The sequence below is a fragment of the Paenibacillus sp. FSL L8-0638 genome, assembly GCF_038593075.1.
Taxonomy (GTDB): domain Bacteria; phylum Bacillota; class Bacilli; order Paenibacillales; family Paenibacillaceae; genus Paenibacillus; species Paenibacillus polymyxa_D.
In genome coordinates this window covers 1,351,651-1,372,429 of the sequence record NZ_CP151960.1, presented here as the reverse complement: position 1 = coordinate 1,372,429, position 20,779 = coordinate 1,351,651, and the positions used below count along the sequence as shown (strand labels likewise).

Annotated in this window: 20 protein-coding genes; 3 read left to right on the top strand and 17 right to left on the bottom strand. The window is 48.1% G+C overall.

The window, feature by feature from the left end; genetic code table 11:
• Window positions 1–25: 25 nt before the first annotated feature.
• The 6 genes from MKY35_RS06160 to MKY35_RS06135 form a co-directional block, all read right to left on the bottom strand.
• Complete coding sequence (locus MKY35_RS06160) at window positions 26–511, bottom strand: lasso peptide biosynthesis B2 protein (protein WP_342445888.1); 486 nt, start codon at window positions 509–511, stop codon at window positions 26–28.
• A gap of 1 nt (window position 512) precedes the next feature.
• Window positions 513–815 carry a lasso peptide biosynthesis PqqD family chaperone gene (locus tag MKY35_RS06155; protein ID WP_039269571.1) on the bottom strand — a complete coding sequence of 101 codons (303 nt, stop codon included), beginning with the start codon at window positions 813–815 and terminating at the stop codon, window positions 513–515.
• Window positions 802–1,812, bottom strand: coding sequence for a serine kinase (locus MKY35_RS06150; RefSeq protein ID WP_342445887.1), 1,011 nt, complete (start codon window positions 1,810–1,812; stop codon window positions 802–804). Before MKY35_RS06150 ends, MKY35_RS06155 begins: the two co-directional genes overlap by 14 nt.
• A gap of 207 nt (window positions 1,813–2,019) precedes the next feature.
• Window positions 2,020–2,148: a paeninodin family lasso peptide gene (locus tag MKY35_RS06145; RefSeq protein WP_134902123.1), complete on the bottom strand. Its 129-nt coding sequence runs from the start codon at window positions 2,146–2,148 to the stop codon at window positions 2,020–2,022.
• 53 nt (window positions 2,149–2,201) lie between these two features.
• Entirely contained in the window at window positions 2,202–4,127 is a 1,926-nt protein-coding gene (locus tag MKY35_RS06140; protein WP_342445886.1) for an asparagine synthase-related protein, read from the bottom strand.
• A complete protein-coding gene (locus tag MKY35_RS06135; RefSeq protein ID WP_342445885.1) occupies window positions 4,124–5,392 on the bottom strand; it encodes a sulfotransferase in 1,269 nt (422 codons plus the stop codon). Before MKY35_RS06135 ends, MKY35_RS06140 begins: the two co-directional genes overlap by 4 nt.
• A 213-nt stretch (window positions 5,393–5,605) precedes the next feature.
• Between MKY35_RS06135 and ligD the strand changes: the two genes are divergently transcribed.
• Complete coding sequence (gene ligD, locus MKY35_RS06130) at window positions 5,606–6,508, top strand: non-homologous end-joining DNA ligase (RefSeq protein ID WP_342445884.1); 903 nt, start codon at window positions 5,606–5,608, stop codon at window positions 6,506–6,508.
• A gap of 69 nt (window positions 6,509–6,577) precedes the next feature.
• Here ligD and MKY35_RS06125 read toward each other — a convergent pair whose 3' ends face one another.
• Both MKY35_RS06125 and cls read right to left on the bottom strand, forming a co-directional pair.
• Window positions 6,578–7,522: a YitT family protein gene (locus MKY35_RS06125; protein ID WP_029516224.1), complete on the bottom strand. Its 945-nt coding sequence runs from the start codon at window positions 7,520–7,522 to the stop codon at window positions 6,578–6,580.
• A 192-nt stretch (window positions 7,523–7,714) separates the two neighbouring features.
• Window positions 7,715–9,145, bottom strand: a complete 1,431-nt coding sequence (gene cls, locus MKY35_RS06120; protein WP_342445883.1) for a cardiolipin synthase — start codon at window positions 9,143–9,145, stop codon at window positions 7,715–7,717.
• Between the two features lie 122 nt (window positions 9,146–9,267).
• Here cls and MKY35_RS06115 point away from each other — a divergent pair, with 122 nt between their 5' ends.
• Together MKY35_RS06115 and MKY35_RS06110 are read left to right on the top strand one after the other, a co-directional pair.
• Window positions 9,268–10,299: a M23 family metallopeptidase gene (locus MKY35_RS06115; protein ID WP_029516222.1), complete on the top strand. Its 1,032-nt coding sequence runs from the start codon at window positions 9,268–9,270 to the stop codon at window positions 10,297–10,299.
• A 45-nt stretch (window positions 10,300–10,344) separates the two neighbouring features.
• The gene (locus tag MKY35_RS06110) at window positions 10,345–10,806 is read left to right on the top strand and encodes a polymer-forming cytoskeletal protein (protein WP_039269562.1); all 462 of its coding nucleotides are present in this window, start codon (window positions 10,345–10,347) and stop codon (window positions 10,804–10,806) included.
• Between the two features lie 39 nt (window positions 10,807–10,845).
• Here the strand turns inward: MKY35_RS06110 and MKY35_RS06105 are convergent, their stop codons facing one another.
• The 9 genes from MKY35_RS06105 to MKY35_RS06065 all read right to left on the bottom strand — a co-directional run bounded on the left by MKY35_RS06105 (window position 10,846) and on the right by MKY35_RS06065 (window position 20,240).
• Complete coding sequence (locus tag MKY35_RS06105; protein WP_029516220.1) at window positions 10,846–11,931, bottom strand: AI-2E family transporter; 1,086 nt, start codon at window positions 11,929–11,931, stop codon at window positions 10,846–10,848.
• Between the two features lie 240 nt (window positions 11,932–12,171).
• Window positions 12,172–12,954, bottom strand: a complete 783-nt coding sequence (locus MKY35_RS06100; RefSeq protein ID WP_342445882.1) for an ABC transporter permease subunit — start codon at window positions 12,952–12,954, stop codon at window positions 12,172–12,174.
• Window positions 12,947–13,867 (bottom strand): ABC transporter ATP-binding protein, encoded by a 921-nt coding sequence (locus MKY35_RS06095; protein ID WP_029516218.1) that lies wholly within the window; start codon window positions 13,865–13,867, stop codon window positions 12,947–12,949. The genes MKY35_RS06100 and MKY35_RS06095 overlap by 8 nt, the downstream gene beginning before the upstream one ends.
• Before the next feature lie 108 nt (window positions 13,868–13,975).
• Window positions 13,976–14,467: a hypothetical protein gene (locus tag MKY35_RS06090; RefSeq protein ID WP_029516217.1), complete on the bottom strand. Its 492-nt coding sequence runs from the start codon at window positions 14,465–14,467 to the stop codon at window positions 13,976–13,978.
• Between the two features lie 131 nt (window positions 14,468–14,598).
• Entirely contained in the window at window positions 14,599–15,576 is a 978-nt protein-coding gene (locus tag MKY35_RS06085; protein ID WP_342445881.1) for an LCP family protein, read from the bottom strand.
• Between the two features lie 14 nt (window positions 15,577–15,590).
• The gene (locus MKY35_RS06080; protein WP_342445880.1) at window positions 15,591–16,931 is read right to left on the bottom strand and encodes a UDP-glucose/GDP-mannose dehydrogenase family protein; all 1,341 of its coding nucleotides are present in this window, start codon (window positions 16,929–16,931) and stop codon (window positions 15,591–15,593) included.
• Between the two features lie 51 nt (window positions 16,932–16,982).
• Window positions 16,983–17,792 (bottom strand): WecB/TagA/CpsF family glycosyltransferase, encoded by an 810-nt coding sequence (locus tag MKY35_RS06075; RefSeq protein WP_342445879.1) that lies wholly within the window; start codon window positions 17,790–17,792, stop codon window positions 16,983–16,985.
• Window positions 17,770–19,011 carry a glycosyltransferase family 4 protein gene (locus MKY35_RS06070; RefSeq protein ID WP_342445878.1) on the bottom strand — a complete coding sequence of 414 codons (1,242 nt, stop codon included), beginning with the start codon at window positions 19,009–19,011 and terminating at the stop codon, window positions 17,770–17,772. The genes MKY35_RS06075 and MKY35_RS06070 overlap by 23 nt, the downstream gene beginning before the upstream one ends.
• Window positions 19,008–20,240 (bottom strand): glycosyltransferase family 4 protein, encoded by a 1,233-nt coding sequence (locus MKY35_RS06065; protein WP_342446613.1) that lies wholly within the window; start codon window positions 20,238–20,240, stop codon window positions 19,008–19,010. Before MKY35_RS06065 ends, MKY35_RS06070 begins: the two co-directional genes overlap by 4 nt.
• Between the last annotated feature and the right edge of the window lie 539 nt (window positions 20,241–20,779).

The following is a 20,779-nucleotide window of genomic DNA, read 5'->3' as shown; positions in this document are numbered from 1 at the left end:
TTCTTCTCCTTCTTGTCTCATCGCATTAAAGCATATAACTACTTTTATCTTCCATATTCTTATTTGTATCCGTCACAGCACGTCTTCCGAATATCCCCACCACCGTAAATGCTTCCATCTCCCGTTTCCCCGTAACATAAATCGGTCCGCTACGTACCCATGCATGTGCAGCCAAGCGTCCAGCGGCATTTTTGGCTGTACCCAGATACAGCGTGCAGTCCAGTTTCCTGCGCCCCAGCAACGTCATCGCCGCAGCGGCTTGTACAAGACAACTACTACGCCAAGGAGTATAACGGCTTGCCAGCTCTACAGCGTGTGAAATCTGCCGAATGGACTTCTCTTGCCCAACGTCACACTGCCATGGGGTTTCTTCCATACGTATGCCCCAAGCCCTTGAGTAATCCCAAAAAGAACGACGCTGGCGCAGCCTCGCCCATCCCAGCTCCAGCCAGGCTTCCGGCAACAATTTTCTGACTTCTGGAGACAGGAGAAGAAGCCGTTGTATCCGCATGTTATACCGGCTCCCGTAGAAGCTTTAACAGTCCTTCCCGCTCCAACTCAGCCACAAAGGTATGTACCTGCTGTCTGCACTGTTCCTCGTCCACTTCATATTCTTTCGTCAGGACAGTTACGATATCGCCAAGTGAAGGACCGGATTCTGCCAGTTCCCAGATTCGTCCTCCTGTGTAGCCTAAATTGTAATATTTACCAGTGTTAATGCTCATCATCACTTTTTCTCCGTCCATATCACTGACGTAGACCTCTTCATTGTAAATGATGCGATAATGATCCTTAGCTGGATTAGTGGCTGCCATAACTCTTTTCCTCCTTACGAATGAGTTCAAGTACCCGTTGTACAACCTCGGACGCAGTAAAGACGGAACTATCCCTCAGCAACCGCCAGCCCTCCACTTTCCGAGCCATCCTAGCCGCTGTATCAAACGACCATTCACTCAAACCCATTCGCGGAATAATCACCCTGCGATATGTATGTTGTAATAATGTATGCAAGCACTCCAGAACGTTCAAGGGCTGTTCCGTAACCGCCACTAGCTCCCCTTCGCGCATCAACGCGCGGGTTGGAGAATCTGCCACCAGCTCGAATACGCCCCCTAAGGACAGCGGATCGTTATAAAAATCATCTACGGCGGGTACGGCATATTTATTCAGCTCACCTGCAAGCGTACGCAGATCTGTGTATTGTGGCATTACAGAATTGCGTACATGCTTGTTCTCCCGTAAAGCCTCCAGTTGGAGCAAGCTTTCAAGCCCCAGCTTTTGCTGCGGATAAGCTGGATACACGATGGCAGAGGAACCCGTAGCTTTTACAGCAATCACGTCATCACTAACCATCTGATAACCTGCCTGCCTAAAAACAGCAGCCAATGTCGATTTCCCCGTACCCGATTCACCCACAAATGCGTAGGCCCTCCCCCCGATGACGACCGCACTTCCGTGAATAGGTAATATTCGTCTTTGCATCAGCAGAACACCCATGCATGTACCCAGCACAAACAGCCGCACGGTGTCAGGATCAGCCCCGGAGAATATACTTACCTCGATCTCCTTGCCTTCCCTGACGGCATAAATGGCCGTGCCCGGTATTCGGAACATAAATCGCTCATCCAGCATCACAAAATTGGCCTGCTCCAGCTGACCACTCCATGCAGTCAAATCAGCCTGTCGAATGACTACATCCTCTACCACTCCTGGTGCTGCCAGCATCAGCTCAGGCAGATTCAGCTCACTCGCAATCCTGAGTCCAAAGGCTGTATATTTCGTCCAACTGACATTTGCACTCCTGTCATGCACGTAGGACTCACTCCTCTGTCTTTAAAAATCCCGTCTTTATTTCTTGGGCAACACCTCTAACCCGAAAGAAATAAAGACGGCTGTGTATTGAATACGAGTCCAATGGATCATGCTATTTTCGTTCATTCAATCGTTATCGGCCCAGTTGTCTGGCTTCCAGTTCAACATTGGCTGCATGTATAACATGTATAACATGTATAACATCTATTAGCTTGGATTATAGATATCGGCATCGTGGTCGGACACCCAATCAATCTGTCTCCAGCCTTTACCCGCCATGGTCTGGCTAATATCCAGCACCTCTATCGTCGGTTCCTGCCATTCTTTTTTACTCATTTCATCACCTCCCCTCCAACGAAATGGCGAACTGTCTGACCGGACAGATTCGATCAGTTGAATCTACAGAGAAAACGGTACACAATCAGGCTATGCATGAGTAGTCTTATATTCGGATCAGACGCCTGCTCAGGGCCGGGGTGGTGAAGTTTTGCCATAGCCGTCTTAATAAACTCAATATTGAGATATTCGGCGGCTCGTAAATCATGACACATCAGTTGCAGCTCCCCCATAAACGTATCCCAACAAGGAAGCATACGATGTAGCCAATCTGCAGGCTGCACGCCGCGTACCCGCTGGTTCAACCGAACATCATCAGGTAGATGATCACGCATGGCCGTACGAATGAGGGCACGGTCCCGACCGTTTTGTACATACTGCTCAAAAGGCACCGATAAGCAAAAGCGAATTACCCGGCTGTCCCCGGTCGGATCACGTTCCCATAGGCCATAACGTAGTGAAAGTTTGGTCGCGACCACACCATTTTTGTTGGCAATCGCCAAATTTGAGAACTTCTCTTTTCTCGTCTGATCGGCATTTTTCATCCAACCTGTTCCGCTCAATACAGGAATATCTTCTACATTCATCCGTTGGGCAAACTCTGGGTGAATCAGTGAAGGAACGGGACTGCGATAGCCACGCCGCAGCCATAAACGAGGTTCAAGTGAAGTCGCTTTCTTCAACATCACGGGGAGTAGATGAGACATACGCCTGCCCGTAAGCTTGCTGTACCGCCTCAATCCCTGAAAGGATTGCAACCAGTGCAAATGACGAAACTGACGGGCATAATAGTCCAGTGCAGGGCCCCACGATACGGAAAAATTGCCTCGTGCCCCGGTCAACAGTACACCGACATTGTGTTCCTGCGCTTTTTCATAAAAACCTCTGATCCAGAAGGAGTTTTCAAAATATTTGTAGGGAGCCTCCATCAAATCCAGCCAAATATCAATTTCTGAAAACGGACTTTTTCCCTCAAAATCCATATAGTTCTCGTGAATGTTGCCCACATAGCGAGCCGTAGAATGAATGTAGCTTCGTTCGTTCGCCAGCAATGTAGGCGGTGTCCAGTCTGTAAAATCTTGAACAGGCACATAGCTGTAGGCATGTAGCGGCTTTTGTTGCAAGTGCAGCGCTGGCGCGGCAAAGCTGGCAACCGCTCCGGAATCCAGCCCTCCGCTCAAGGCAGCCCCTACAGCGCGATGCGTCCGTAATCGGGCAGTGACCGCCTGTGTGAACACCTCGTGGAAAGCTTCTATGTACTCACCTCCTGTTTTGAGCCGCAGTGGCTCTACCTCATCCAGGCATGCATATTTATGAAGGGTTCGCTTCCCCTCCTCCATAGTGAACCAATGTGCAGGAGGAAGCTGGTTGATATGCTTGTAGGCGGTCGTCCCGATATCGACGGATTCCTGCATGGTGCGGATGGACAAAAATTCGGCCAGCCACGGTTCATGCAGTTCTTTTCGCAGAGAGGACAGGGCCAAAAGCGGAGCGACTACCGTGCTAAACGCGAATCCTCGGTCATGTTGGTAGATGTACAGCGTACGATTGCCTGTCATATCTCGAGCACCATATAATCGATGTTCCTTGGCATCCCAAATGACAAAGGCAAAATCACCTATCAGATAACTGGCTGCCTCCACTCCCCATTTGTCATATGCCAGCAAAATCAGCTCGCTGTCCGTGATATCTTGCCGCCGTTCCTGCTCAACTCCCAGCCGTTCAAACAGCTCGGAACGATTGTCAATAATCGCATCCGCCGTGATTGCCAAATCTCTTAGCTCATCATAGAAGGGAAGACGCTCATGAACAGATTCCGGAGTCACATGCTGGGCATGACAACCTAAAAAAATAGAGCCTTCGCACCAAGCGCATACGCGGTCAGCGGGATATTTCCGCAGGGCCTGCATCATTTTCCCGCCTTCTTCGGTGCATACGGACTCATGCCCAAAGCTATAGATTCCGGCAATCGCACTCACGTTCTTCCCCCTTTTTCTTTTCCTATACTTGATAACGCTACAGACGCCAAGTACCTGAGCTTACGGGCCAAGAGGCTGCGAGATCGGAGACCTTGATGTGGGCGTTGATAGCTTTGAAGCTGAGCGATAAGACGGTTCCGCTCCTCATAGCTATGTGCCAACCTGTTTTCCAGTGATTGGATCCGTCGATCGTTCACGCTCTGGTCCACATGCATCCATGTCGGATCTTGGGGTGGAGTATGATGGATTGCATTTGTCATGAGTTCTCTGTTATCTGTATCCTGTTCTTCCAGCATCCGATAAGCTGCCTTCCATTCAAAGCCGCTTTGCTGGAGGAATTGTTGTGTACGTCGACTCAGCAGCTCCATATCTGGCTCATCTTCAAAGCGAACTCCAGTCATCTGTTCAGCCTGCTCCAGCGCTTCCGCGTAACCAAGTTGCTTAAACATGCGGGACCCAATGCTTCTGCAATACAGCTCAATTTCCCTTTTACTCAACACATGTTGCCAGCTATGTACCGAATCCTGATGCGCCTGTTCATGCTCTCCTACGAATGGATCGCCCGCTCCCATACTATAAAAAAGACTGGATTTGGGTGTATCCGCAAAGTCTCCGTACTTTTCCATCCCCGACTCATACTTGATTCCCAGAAAACCGCACAACTTCTCAATCTCCATCTTTGGATTGGATACGAGCTGTTCATACCTAAGCGGGTATGCAAGTGGATGAGGTGTAGCAAAATAATGAGTATAACGGAACAAACCAACCGTAATATCCGTCATTTTCATATTAAAATGCGGACTCCCCAGTTCCTCCAGTAGTTGAAAACGTCCGTTCCGTAGCTGATTGACCTTTTTGAATGAGGCCACAATGGCCAAAGGGTTTCGGATAAGCCACAACCTGCGGGCAGCAGGGAATAAACGGTCTATAAATTCCAGCACCGTATAGTAACGCGGGGATTTGTCGATAAGCATATCTGCTGTTGTTCCTTGAAGCAAACCATTATATATTTCAAGTGCATACGAACGGGAGGCCTGCTCCAATACGTCGGAGGGGACCATACCTTTAAAAAATTGCCGGAGTATCCCTGTTCCTCCATATGGACGTGCATGTGACTGCGGAAGATCATATAAACTGAGCAGAAACCACATTTCCTGCGTGGCAAACAGGCGGGAATGGTTTTGCAAAATGGCGGTAAGCAACGAGCTTCCACTCCGAGGGACACTTAACAGGAATACCAGCCCTCCGCCTTGCTTTTCAATCAAGCAAACTCCTCCTCTACCTCTGCTCAAGACACTTTAATAGATACATATCGTATTTTTATTATAAATTTATGATACATAATGTATCTTGTCAATCCTTTTGATGGATAAATTCAGCACTTCACGTTCATGTTAAACCCTATGTAGATCTAAAAGCTTAACAATCAGCCTGTAAATAAAGATTTTGCTGCATATTAGCCAAAGGAGGATAGCACTATGGGACAAGCTGTTAAAGGTACTATTACCATTGAAGGTCATGAAATTCCTATCACCAACCCGGATAAACCGTTGTGGCCTGAAGCAGGCGTAACTAAGGCGCTGTATCTTCGCAAGCTCGCGGTATTGGCTCCCTTCCTGCTCAAATATTGTCATCATCGTCTGCTGACCGTCATCCGCTGGCCACATGGGATTCACGGTGATTTTTTTTATCAGAAAAATGCCCCACGTCCTCGGCCGGACTATATTGAAACCGCCCTGCATGATGGCATTGAATATATCGTGCTCGGCAAATTGCCACAACTCCTCTGGCTTGGTAATCAAGCTGCATTGGAATTCCACCCCTCTCTGCACGAGGCGGGAAGCAAGCTGCCCTGTGAATGGATGATTGACCTTGATCCATCCAGAGAGGTGGAGCCACGTATTATGGAGGCAGCCTCTATTGTCGGTGAAGTACTGGCTTCGCTTGGTTTGGATTCCGTCCCCAAAACATCCGGGGCCACAGGTGTACAAATTATCGTTCCGATCCGTACAGGCATAACCTTCGACGAACTTCGCAGCATCGGGCTATTAGTCGGACAGTTTGTGACAGAAAAGCACCCGCATCTGTTCACACTCGAACGGTTAAAGAAGGATCGTGGAACAGCCATCTATTTTGATTATTTGCAGCATTATCAGGGGAAAACTCTGGCCGCTCCTTATACCCCGCGGGCACGCCCCGGCGCTACGGTCTCCACTCCGCTAACATGGGAAGAGGTGCGGCAAGATGTATCACCACTTGACTACCATTTGCTGAATATTGAGGAACGACTAAATCAGGTAGGCGACTTGATCGACAAGGTTCCTCCCCAACCTGTAGAAGATGTCCTCAAGCATATGCGCACCAAGGCACACCGAACCTGATCCATGCTTGGAAGAACAAAAAAGGGGACGAACCCCGCAGCCATTAGGCTGAGAAATTGTCCCCTTGCGCTAGTGTATTCCTTTTTTCTTAAAGCGTCCGCCCTTCACATCGTGAATGTTACCGATCGCAACGAAAGCGTGCGGGTCCCAATCTTCAACGATGCTCTTCAGCTTCGCTTCCTCCAGTCGGGTGATGACGACGAAAATCACTTTCTTGCTTTCGCCTGTAAAGCCACCTTCACCTTCCAGATAAGTTACGCCCCGTCCAAGACGATCCGTCAGGGCATCCCCGATATCACGGTATTTGTCACTAATAATCCAGACCGATTTGGACTGATCCAGACCTTCAATCGTAATATCAATCATTTTCATGGCGATATAATAAGCAATCATGGAATACAGGGCATTTGGCCAACCGAACACAAAACCTGCACTTCCCAGAATGAATATGTTAACGAACAGCACGATCTCACCGACCGAAAAAGGAGTTTTTTCACTGACGAGAATAGCTACGATCTCTGTTCCATCCAGCGAACCGCCGGACCGAATCACAAGACCCACCCCAACACCGAGAATGACGCCCCCAAAAATAGCGCCGAGGAGCGGTTCGCCAGGAGTCAACGCACTTACATTGTGAAGTAACGCGGTTCCAATGGACATTACGACGATACCGAATAATGTGGATAAAGCGAAGGTTTTACCGATTTGTTTGTAGCCGATAAGTAAAAATGGAAGGTTCAACAGGGTCAGGAAAATACCGAGCGGATAGCCAGTAATCTTGGAGGCCATGATGGAAATACCTGTAACGCCTCCGTCAATAACGCCATTAGGAACCAGAAATATTTCCAATCCCACTGCCATCAGAGCTGCACCAACTACTATCATGGCGGCACGCTGAAACAGGCGTTTTACTTTGTTCTTCGGATTAGCTGGAATTTTGCTGATCTTGGTCAACTCTCCGGTCACATCTGTAATCTCAGATAAACTTTGAACTTCCTTGCTCACTACACTCATATATAAATCCCCCCGTTACAGTATGATATATTGGACAAAAAAGGGGCTGCTATCCGCAGTCCCCTATTCTTTACCGCGCTATTTATATAAATAGTATATCACAAAACTGTGATTTCGCGCAAAAAAGTTAGCAAAGAGCACATAAATCACAATAAAGCGGGATTATACCGATAAAAACGACGAAAATCGCCTTTAAAGGAGTGGAGAGAGCATGCGAGTTAGAATTTCAGCTGTTTTCTGAGATCTAGGCCGTCTGCGGAACACGTTTAAATCTATGCGTGAGGAGTTGGAAATGTCCTCTACAAAATCTGCCGAAAGCCGTTCCAGCGCTGAATTAGCAAAAACGACAGCGGTCAACTCAAAATTATAGAAAAAGCTGCGCATGTCCATATTGGCGGTCCCGACCGAGCCGAGTAAATCATCGACAATCACCACTTTGGCATGAATAAATCCTTTTCGATATTGGTAGAACTCCACCCCTGCCTCCAGCAGTTCTTGTACATAGGACAGAGACGCCAAATGAACTAACTTCGAATCGGACTGATAGGGAATAATAATTTTCACATCTACGCCACTGACTGCCGCCAGCTTGAGCGCCTCATAAATGCCCGGATCGGGAATAAAATACGGCGTCGTAATCCAAATCCGCTTTTTGGCAACTGTGAGCGCCCCAAAGCACATTTCCTGAATCGTATCCCATACCTGATCGGGACCGCTGCTCAAAATCTGTACTTCCTCATCCCCGGTACAGGTATGTGGAGGAAATAAATTCACATCCATCAGTCTCTCCCCTGAGGCCAGCTTCCAGTCACTAAGAAACGCATTTTGTAGAAAATAGACGCTATCTCCTTCAATCTGCAAATGCGTATCCCTCCAAAATCCTACTTTGGGGTATTTTCCGAGATAATCGTCGCCTACATTAATCCCTCCTACAAATCCAACCATGCCATCTACCACCACGATTTTCCTGTGATTGCGATAGTTAATCCGGCGGTCCAGTGTGGCGAAAAACGGAGGTAGAAAATAATGAAATTCCACTCCCGCCTCACTACAGGTGCGAATAAAGGAATAGGGTAAATTGTAGCTCCCCACACCGTCTACAACGAATCGTACTTTTACTCCCTCACGTGCCTTGCGGATCATGACCTCTTGAAACTTTCTTCCGATTTCATCGGCCCGAAATATGTAAAACTCCACATGGATATGATGTTGCGCATGTTCCACCGCTGCCAGCATGGCCTCGAAGGTTTCCTCTCCGTTCGTCAGCACACGTGTGCGATTGCATCCAGTCAACGGATTTTCCGACATACGAATTAACTGGTTAAACAAACGTTCCTGATGCTTGAAATGGGGATTGTGCATTTGCTCCACATGTTCAATCACCTTGGATTGCGCCCATAGACGCTCGCGGAATTCACGAAACAGCTGCGATCCCCTTTTTCGAACCACTTTACGCTTCTGATAATCCTGTGCAACAAAATAGTACACGATAAAGCCAATGAGCGGGAAGCAAAACAAAATAAAAAGCCAGGCTACCGCTTTGGACGGCTTGCGAAATTCAAAGAGCAGGATCGTCCCGGTCTGAAAAATAAAAACAATTAAAACCAACAGCAACCACAGCATGTCTAAGCCTCCTTATATAAAACGTTTTATATCTAAGCTCCAATTTTTTTGACATGTTTGCCTCTTAAGCTGAATAGATAGTAACCAAGCACTATAGGAGCGATGTCCGGAAAGGAGCGATTATGAAAAAAGGAAGCCTAAATCGCCGGATGACCCTGCTTGTTATTCGGGATGCACAGCAACCGCCCAAGCAGCTACAATGCTCTACAGCCGCTGTCATTCTCGTCCCGACTCTTGTGATCGCGTCTATCTCTACGCTCGTGATCGGGCTGCAAATCCGTTCTTCCCATATTATTTCCCAAATGGAAACGAATCTTGCTGTCCAGAGTTTGCAGATGGAGGTCACGGTAGCGGACAAGGATGCAGCCATTGGGCGACTACGGCAGGAAGTCATGGAGCTGACAAATCAAGCCACCCATATTCGTGAACGCCTTCAGCGCGTAACGGAGCTGGAACAGCAAATGCAACAATTCATTCGTAAACACGGAAACTCATCTGCCACAAGTAACCATAAAAAGACCATGACTCCGCTCTCCTGGGATGCTTCCGGCCATATTGGGGGTGAGCTGATCGCAGTACATGAAAATACTGCCTTCCTAACTCGCCAGGCAATGGATGATTTTCAGGAGATCGAATCTCTGTTGGACACGGTGGAACGTACGGTTCCTCGCTCTATTCAGCAAGCAAATGCCGTCCAGCAAAATCTGGAGCGCAAACAAGCCGCACAGTTACTCCAGACTCGTAGGCTGGCTCTTGCCGTGCAAGGGAAACCCTCCGTTTGGCCTGTAGGTTCACGGCGAATGACCTCCAGCTTCGGCTATCGCAGCGACCCTTTTACGGGTAGATCTGCCTTTCATTCAGGCGTGGACATTGCCGGACAAACCGGTGATCCTGTCTATGCAGCAGGAGCAGGCACCGTCTTGGAGGCTGCTTCTAGTGGAGCCCGCGGCAAGTGCATCATCATCCAGCATCCTGACGGACTCCAGAGCTGGTATATGCACCTGAGCGGCATGCAGGTGGCTCCAGGAGATCGTGTCCACAAAGGACAGACCATCGGTCTGCTGGGAAGTACCGGGAGAAGCACAGGACCTCATCTTCATTTTCAGATCGTCAAGCATAACCAACCTGTAGATCCATTACTGTATGTACAATGAGGATTTTGCAAAATTTTCACAATAAAAGATTGGGGGAAAACCATCATGTTTAAGGAATCCAAAAAAAAGCTCTCCACCCCAGCTATGGATACACTGCTCGCTAATGGCACCAGCTTTGAAGGTACAGTTGAAGCAGAGGCCAATATTCGGATTGACGGTCATTTTCAGGGCGATATCCGTAGCACTCGTACTGTCGTCATTGGAGAATCTGCTGTTGTACGTTCGGACATTTTCGCACAAGACGTCATTCTTGCCGGTAAGGTGTTCGGCAGCATTACTACAGAAGGACGACTGACCATTACGCCGACAGGTGAGCTGTACGGAAATACCGCGACCGCTGCATTGGTCATTTCTGAAGGCGGTGTACTGGACGGCACAAGTCAAATGAACCGAACAAAGGATGTAAAGTTGTCAACTTCTACGGATGAGCCAAACGACGAAACCCAATCTAGTTTCAGCAAAGACAGGGAGGACAGCCAAGCCGCTCTGCAATCCGAAGCAGGGTAAAGTCAGTATATACTCCTTTAAATCCAGTGCATTCTCCATTCATTCCATAATATCCTCCACTCTGCGTTCCAAAAATAATTGGTATACCTTGCGTATGACGATTTTTCCGCACATATACAATGGAATCACCAAAATGATACCCAGAATCCCGAGCAGGTCGCCACCAACTAACAGTAAAATAACGACAGTCAACGGATGAATATCCAGCTGTTTACCAAAAACTATAGGTGACAGCCAATTATCCTGAATTTGCTGTGCAGCAATCACCACGACCAGCGACCAGAGCGCCATCGAAGGTGATTCGAGAAATCCAATAATAACCACGGGTATAGAAGCAGCCACTGCCCCCACATAGGGAATAAAATTAAGGAAAATCGAAATAACGGCGAGCAGCAAGGCATAAGGCAAACCAATAATCAAAAAACCAAGGAACATCATCACACCCAACGCGACATTGATCAGCACCCGACTGACGATAAAGCTGCTGAGTGCACTATCGATATCTTCCATAACCTCCAATGCGTCCTTGTGATATTTTTTAGGAAAGAAGTTTAGCATTTTAGGGCCAAACTTGCTCCCTTCCTTCAGCATGTAATAGAGCAATATGGGAAAGGTAGCCAATACGATAAAAAAGTAGGACACGAACGATACCAGCTTTACCGAATAATCAGATAGCGTCGAAAAGGCTTCGTTCAACGTATCTGACAGTTGTGACAGCGGGTCTTCACCCGGAGGCAGCACTTGTCTCAAGGATTGATTATGCCGCCATTGGCTCAATTGATCAACCAGACTTTTAATGAGCTTCGGCGCATTTTCAAATAAATTGGTTACTTGATCACGCAGCGTAGGCCACACACCCCATGAGAAAACAAACAATAACACTCCAATGACCAAATAAATCAGCAAGATGGAGATCGATCGTTTGATTTTTCTCCGTTCCATTACATCCACAATCGGCCTTAATAAATAATAGAGGAAAAAAGATAGCATTAACGGTACAACCAGCAAGCTGACCAAGGATACGAGAGGACTAAATATAAAACTTACTTTGGTACCCAAGTAAATGATGAGTAATAGCATGACGATACCTGTAGTTACACGAAAAAAACGATTATTTTGCAGCATACCATGCGGCCCCCTCTGTTCTATTTCTCTCTACTCTTTAAACGCAAAATGACCCTATTGATTGATTCTTGCTGAAAATAGATTACAATATACCCCTGCACGCAGAATATGCAACAAAAATGACATAGATACTGGATAAAACAGTGTTAAATGAGGATTTTGCAAAATCCTGAAATAACAAAAGGACGTCCAAATGCTGAGCATTTGAACGTCCTTTGTGTAACTCTAAGACACTGCGATTTAGGTTGAAACATCCCGTTTTACGAAAACCACCCAGGCAATGGCGATAAAAATTACATAATAAGCGGCCAGCACGGTGAGCGAAAAGGTTAGACTGGAACTTACCGTACCCGGCGGCATATCTAGATATTTTTTCAGATCCATATGCGTAAATAGTACGTATTTGGTCCATTCAAAACGATCTGTGCTGAACAAGCCTATAGAGTTATAGATTGTTTTGGTGAACATCATGAACAGCGACAGCCCAATCGCCAAGGCACTGGAACGGAAAACAGCGGACAGCATAAAAGCAAAGGCCATCGTCACGAACAAGGCAATATAGCTATACAAGAAGTTCAACGTTACGTAAGATATCGGATCACTGAACAGCGGAACAGAACCCGCTGGTGCATCCTTGGATAACATCAGCCATGAGGACAGCGTAACCATCAAGATCAAAATGATCGTTCCGAGCAAACTGAATAAAATCACGGATATATACTTGGACAACAATATTTTGCTGCGAGTCCAAGGTCGGATGAGCAGCAGCTTAATCGTTCCCCAAGTAAATTCACCAGCCACCGAATCAGCAGCTATAATGACCGTAAACGTCGTATTGAGGAAAAACGTAAACAACGTCGTTAATGCAATCCCATCCCACACACTGACCTGATCGGAAACCAGGGAGATCAGCATCGGAATCGCAGCAGTGATGACCGCCAGCAACCCCAGCATAATCCATGTGCGCACACGCAGGTAAATTTTCAGATTTTCGTTATGTACCAGTTTGAAGAAATCACCCAATGAACCCGCCTCCCGTCACTTCCAAAAATTGATCTTCCAGCGTACGGGCAACCGGGCGAATCGCATATACTTTAATTCCGTTTGCAGCCAGCAGGCTGTTCATCTCTGCGATCTGTTCCCGCTCCAGGTGAAGCAGCAGTTGATTACCTTCAACGCGTCCTGCTCCAGCAAGCGCATAGGCTTGTTCGGCATCATTTACCTCAAAAGCAATTTCCGCCGTCTGCACTTCCTCCCCTGTATTCTTCAGTTGCTTGATATCAACCAGCCGTCCGCTCTGAATAATGGCTACACGGTCGCACATCAGCTCCATCTCGGACAACAAATGACTTGATACGAATACGGTAATTCCCTCCGTACGGGTCAATTGACGCAAATAATCCCGCAGTTCACGAATACCCTGCGGGTCCAAACCATTGGTCGGCTCGTCCAGCACAAGCAGCTTGGGTCGATGCAAAATCGCCTGAGCTACTCCAAGTCGCTGTCGCATCCCGAGCGAATAGGTTTTTACTTTATCGTGAATCCGGTTTCCGAGTCCCACCAAACGAATCGCTTCATCCACGCGTTCTTGGGTCACCCCAGGAGACATTCGCGCAAAATGCTGCAAATTTTGATAGCCTGTCAAAAACTTGTACATCTCCGGGTTCTCAACAATCGCGCCGACATGGGAAACGGCCTTTTCAAAATCAGTATTAATGCTGTCTCCACAAATATGAATATCGCCCTTGCTGATCGAAATCAGGCCAACCATCATACGGATGGTTGTCGTTTTTCCCGCACCATTGGGTCCAAGGAAACCAAATACCTGCCCCGCCGGAACCTCCAGCGTCAGATCATCCACGATCGCTTTGGAGGAAATGATTTTACTCACACCCTCCATACGTATGACGGGAACCTGTCCTGTCGCTTGCTGCATGCTATGAAACTCCTTCCATCCGGAGTGAAGCTGTTATCAATTTACTGTACATTTCCGGTTTTGGAAGTATTGTACCATATTTAACCTTTTAGAAACACCTCGCAACCTCTATTCCTTGTCCTTGTATATCCAAAGCACCCGCCATTTCTCATCTTCCTGCGTCACATAACAAGGCTGTACAATATCAAAATTACCGAATCGGGTCTTGTAATGCTGAGTGACCGTAATACGGTAAACTTTCCCTAACTCTTCTCCATTCTGATCGGTACGAATGTCATATTCAGTCTGCGGCTCCCCCAGTTCAAACGTGAACGTATCCGTCCCCATATCCTGCATAAAAACGTGCGCACGCTGCTGTACATACGTAGATTTCTCGAATTTCTTTTTTATTTGCGAATGAAAAAGCTCCCATGAACCTCCGAAATTTCCCGATTGCTCCATCGTGTAGAACTCGTTCAGTGCTTCTACCGCTTGATCGCCCTCGCCTGTAGACATCACCCCACGCAGGCCCAGCCACAGCAGCCATAACAATCCACCTATGATGGCAAAATATAATAGCTTACGAACGAACGCCGAAGCCGCTCTCCTTCTAAACAGCACACATTGCCCCTCCCTCTGTTGGACTATACCGAATTCTCTACAGATGTATGTGGGACAAGCCTTTTTTAGAAGACTTTAGAAGAAAATAACGGGTGACCTCCCAACAGGGCACCCGCCTACATAAGGCTTACCTAAGGCGATATGGCAGTGGTAAGCATATGCTTCTCCAGCACTCCATGGATACGCTGGCGTTCCTGTTCATCCACCATGTAATAATACACCCCGTTGATTTTACGCCCATGTCCCTTCAGTTCAACGGTATCCGTCTGCTTGAGGGACGGACCGATCCGGGTCAGGAAGGTGGTCATATCGTCAAAGGTAATGTCTGTGCGAATCTGCTCCCCCGCTGCCTCCAGTATCGGTTTTACCCTCAACAGCCCTTCCTTGCTGATGGACTGGGCAAGAATTTGCTTGAGTAGCTCCCGCTGGCGAGCATTTCTTCCGAGATCCCCACGTGGATCATCGAAACGCATACGGGCGTAGGCCAACGCCTCAGCCCCGTTCAAGTTCAAATTACCCTGTGCAAAATGATGACCCTCATATTGAAAATCAAGTGGATTATGAACCTCGACTCCCCCCACAAGGTCCACCATTTTCGCAAACCCTTCCATGTTCATCTGTACATAGTAATCTATCGGATAGTTCAAAAAATGTTCTACCGTACGGATCGACATATCCACGCCCCCAAAAGCAAAAGCGTGATTGATTTTGTCCTCACGCCCCCTACCGATCAACTCTGTTCGCGTATCACGCGGAATGTTGAACATCAACATAGAGCCTTCGGCAGGGTTAACAGACAAGACGATCATCGTATCCGATCGTCCTGGATCGTGAGACCGCCGATCTACGCCCAGCACCAGCACGGTGAACGGCTTGAACTGGGAGATGGCTGCCGGATTGGGTGTACTTGATCCAGAGTCTGTATCTACGGATCGCCCTGCTCCGCCCGTTGCAAGGGTAGAAACCGCCCCAGGCTGCACGATGCTGCGCGGATGATACATCGCATTCGCCGCTGTTTTAAAAGAATGATACACATAAGCGGTGTAGGCAGTAGCCCCTATGACCAATAACGCCGCAGCCCCCAATGTTATCTTCAGCCACCGTTTCATATGCAGCCTCCCCTTTACGGATTTACTACAGACTGATGACGATCTACATCCAGATTGTTCATCTGTGGCCTACCGACAGAATAGTATGCAAAGACGGATTGTCTGATTTGCTCCTCGCTATACACATTGCGTCCATCGATCATAATGGGATACTTCATAAGCTCATTCAGCTCACCCAGCCCGATTTCACCAAACTCCTCCCATTCCGTCAATAGACACAGTGCGTCGCATCCCTCTGCTGCTTCCCGTGCGCTATCTGCCCACGTTACTTCCGAGCTGTCCAGCAGTCTGCGGAAGTTAGCGGTAGCGATCGGGTCATATGCACGGATTTGCGCCCCTGCCTCCAGCAGCGACTGCATAATATCCAGCGCTGGGGCATCTCTTACATCATCTGTATTCGGTTTAAAGGCCAGTCCCCATATACCAATCGTAGCTCCTTCCAGATCACCCAGCGCCTCTTTCAGCTTACGAATCACGTTAAAACGTTGCCCCTGATTCACTTCTACCACAGATTTCAGCAGCTTGAATTCATAGTCCACGTTACCTGCAATTTGGATCAGAGCTTGTGTATCCTTGGGAAAACAGGAACCCCCATAGCCGATACCAGCAGACAAAAAGGAGGAACCGATCCGCTGATCCAGTCCCATACCGTGTGCCACGCGTGTAACGTCTGCGCCCACCTTTTCGCAAATATTTGCAATCTCATTAATAAACGAAATTTTGGTCGCCAAAAAAGCATTCGACGCATACTTGATCATCTCCGCCGAACGGATATCTGTGGTTACGATATTTGTCGTCAGCGGCTCGTGCAGTGTAGTCAACACAGCGGACACATGTGGATCGGAAGCTCCGATGATGATTCGATCTGGCTGTAGGGTGTCTATGACTGCTGAACCTTCGCGCAAAAATTCAGGAACCGAAGCCACACCAAAAGAATAGTTTGTGCGGCTCACAATCCAATTTTGAATGCGTTCGTTCGTGCCGACCGGTACCGTGCTTTTGGTGACAATGACTTTGTAGCCATTCATGGCGTCTGCCACCTCGCAGGCGGCTTCTTCAATATAGGACAGGTTCGCTTCTCCGCCCGGCAGCGAAGGCGTGCCGACCGCCAAAATAACAATTTCAGCCGCCTCCACCGAAGCTGCCGTATCTGTTGTAAAGCTTAGTCGGCCTTGTTCTACATTATCTTTAATTAGTGCCTTTAATCCCGGTTCATAAATCGGCACCCCACCTGCACGCAGCTGAAGAATTTTGTCCTCATTCTGATCTACACAGACGACGGTATTCCCGAGTGCGGCAAAACAGACCCCCGACACCAGCCCCACATACCCTGCACCTATTACACATAGCTTCAAAGCAACTCCCCCTTTTACATGATGTCTCATTGCATCCTGCTATCACCGACTTCACTTCTCTATATCTCTTCCTGCAAGCCGATTTTGATAAAGCGTAAGCCGTTTGTTTTGCCGATAAGATTTTAGAAAACGGTATACATACATCGGATTGTTATAGGCATACCTCTTCCATAATCGCTTCGGTTCGCAGATCAGACGATACAGCCACTCCAGCCCCAGCTTTTGTATCGTTAGCGGCGGTCTACGAACCTTTCCAGTGATATAGTCAAAGGCCGCCCCTACTCCAATCATCACACCACGGATGCGGTCTTTGTTTCGATGCATCCATATTTCCTGCTTCGGGCAGCCTAAGCTGACGAATATGATATGCGCGCCGGACGCATTAATTTCATCAATGATCCGCTCCTCCTCATTTGGGTGAAGCTCACGAAATGGTGGTGAAAAGCTGCCCGCGATGCGGATTCCAGGGTAATCCTGTTCTACTCTCTCTTTTAAGCTATCCAACGTATCCGGCGTACTGCCGAAAAAATATACACTCACCTTCGTCTGTGGCGCACGTTCGCACAACTTGAGCATCAGGCTGGGACCATCTACCCGATCCTGACGCTCAAATCCGTACAGCTTGAGCGCCCATACCAACGGCATACCATCCGGAGTACACAAATCGGCTTGAGTGAGCGCTTCGTTGAACTCGGGATGATTCCCGGCCGTGACAATGGAATGCGTGTTGCAAATACAAACATAGCCGTCCTTTCGTTCGACTGCCCATTGTTCCAGCATGTGTACCGTCTCCTGAAACGTAAGTGCTGCAATATCTGCATCCGCAATCCTTCCAACTCTATATTGGGGCAGCTGCTTCATAATCACGCTCCTCCATCGCCTCGCTATATATCGCCATCAGCTGCTTCACATTCACTTCTTCCGTATAGCGTGCAGCGTAGTTTTCTGACACCTTCTGTCTCATAGCTGCATAGTTTTCATAGGCTACTGCACAGCGAATCACAGTCTTTATATTTTCCAAATCATCATGTTGAAAATGGAAACCCGTCACCCCGTCCTCCACGACTTCCTCCAGTGCGCCGAGCCGGCTGCATAATACCGGAGTTCCAACAGAAAAAGACTCTACAATGGTCATGGGAAATCCTTCATACCAAATGGAAGGCACCATGACATACATGGCCCGGCTCATGCAATCGAGTACCGTGTCTCCATCCTGCTTACCAAGAAACCGAACATCTTCCTGCGGATAAGCAGCGGCCAATTCAGCCTTCTCCGGACCATCCCCAATGATGACCAGGCTCAATCCATCCCGATCTTCCAACTGTGACCAGGCTTGCAGTAGATTGCGAACCCCTTTTTCAGCTGAAATCCGCCCCACAAACAACAAATAACGATCATTCGGGTCATACTGGGTTTTCATGGTTTTATGATGGATAAAATTCGGCTTTACCGCGATACGATCCAGTGGAATACCGCTTTCGGCAAATTTGTCCCGTGCAAATTCCGTCAGCGCAATATAGCGACTTACCTTGTGCTGCCATGTGCCGATCAGATCGTTGAACTTAATCATCGCCGCTACCGGAATCGTCTGAAGCTGTGAACCTCGATAGCATCCATGACGGATGGAGTGCAGCAGCGTGCCGTGCAGGCATTTTTCACAAACCTTATTCCCTCGCATAAAGGTTGCCGCCGGACAAATCAGCCTGTAATTATGCAGGGTCTGGACAACCGGAATCCCCAGCCGTTCACAAGCATGATAGACCGAAGGGGATATAACCGGGAAAAAATTATGCACATGTACCACATCTGGCTTCACCTGTAAAAGCAGCTTCTTGATTCTTTTGAATTCCGGCAGGGACCATGCCGCCTCTACCGCCAGCTTTGCCATGTTCGCTAGCCCTCTGCTTTGAATGCTGTCGTTGTGCACATAGTAATGCTCTGTCTCTATTCCTCTGGAACGCAGCATAGCTGATTCTTGTTCGACAACCTTGTCTTCTCCCCCGCTTTGCTGATAAAAGTTATGGATGATCAGCACCTTGCTCACAGGAGGGCTCATCTGTCTGCTGACCTGTTGGCTCACGTGGTTGCCCCTCTTTCCTGCGTTGATTGCATAGCGTGGTTCGAACTCGTAGGTTTGATCCCTTGATGGCTTACGATTTCATCCGCAATGCGATCCCACGACATACGCTCGACCGTAAGAAAAGCCTCCTCCGCCATACTTCGTCTCAGCTCAGCATTATCCAGCAAAGCGCCTATTCGACCAGACCATTCCTCTTCTGAAAAGCTTCTCAGCATCACTCCGCTCACTCCGTCCTCAATCAAGGTAACCGAGCCCCCGTTTACCGAAGAGATAATCGGAACGCGAAACAGCATGCTTTCCAGCAGCACCATACCAAAAATATCGTATTGGGTCGGAAACAGCATCACATCCGCCGCTCCGTAAACCTGCCACAGATGACGTTGCTCCACTCTTGTAAAATGTATAATACTGTCCGTTATTCCCAGTTCATGAGCATATGTCCAGTAGCGGTCTGTGTCCGTCTTCCGTCCATTCCCGACCATTAACAAAAGGCAGCTAGGATTCTTTTGGAGCACCCTTTTGAACGTTCTCAGCATAAAACGTATATTTCTCCGTTCCTCCAGTACACCAACATACAGTAGTACCGGGCGATCTCCGATTCGACGCAGCTCATTCGCGACCTCACGGTTTTCCTCACGTTCTCGGCTTATGTTTCCACTGTTGTTACTGGTATCACTGTTGAATGCTCTCTCTACTTTACTGCGATCCAGTCCGACTCCAATCGTAACCACGTTGTCAAAACCTTTATTCTCCAGATAGCGCTTGGCGAGATCGGATTTGACATAGGTACGGCGTAGAGATTTTGTTACCTTCGGCAGCAGCATAATATCGTACAGTTTGCGGATCAGCGCATGCGTATTATCCCGGTATGGGCCGTGATACAACGCCAGCTTATCAGGACATCTGCGGGAAAGCAGATAAGTCATGATCTGGTTGTATTCTGTAGTAATGACCAGACCATAAGCATCCAGAAAAGAATCTTTGAGAACATCTCTGTAGATGCTGTTGCTTAAGAACTTAAACCCGTGGAGCCAGATAATACGCAAGGTGCATCCTTCGTGACGGTAGACCTGTTCCAGATGGGTTTCCTTACGGTCGTTGTAGTAAACAATGTCGCAATCGTAGCCTTTTCGAACGAGTGCTTTGCCCAAGCCGACTTCCTGTAAATTGTATGAGTCCCCGTTCACCTTGCTGGCAAAATTGCGGAGATACAATATTTTTTGAATCATCATCAGGGCTCCTGCCATTTCATATTGAGTGAGTTATGGCGTGGGGTTTAGAGACCGCTGCGCGTTCCATTTGATCTTCCGATCGCTGTTGCAGTGGGATTCCTGGATATATAAACATTCCGAGGTAAGAATCCCACTGCAAAGGCGAACGCTAGCGCTTCTTCAGATTCAAATGGACCGCTCCGCTGCTGACCGCCGTGTCCATAAAGTCACCCCATTTTAAAAAAGGGAATGCTGCGCATGAAGTGCCCCGCTGCGTGGATACGCGAGCAAATGCATGCAGGGCGCTGACCTCGTCGAACAGCTTGTGAGCTTGGTACGGTTATGGCAAGCTCACAAAACAACATGGAACTACTACCGCTAGCTGACTAAGATGCCTTAACTATGGCTAGACTGTCGCCTGTCCAGATTGTTATCCACCGGACCCTGTCACCCTGACAGAGAACTGTACAGAGCATTAATTACGCGGGGATGCATGCCCGGCATAGAAGTTCTAGGCGATAGGGCGAAGCTATCGCCAGGCGGCTTTTACCTTCCCC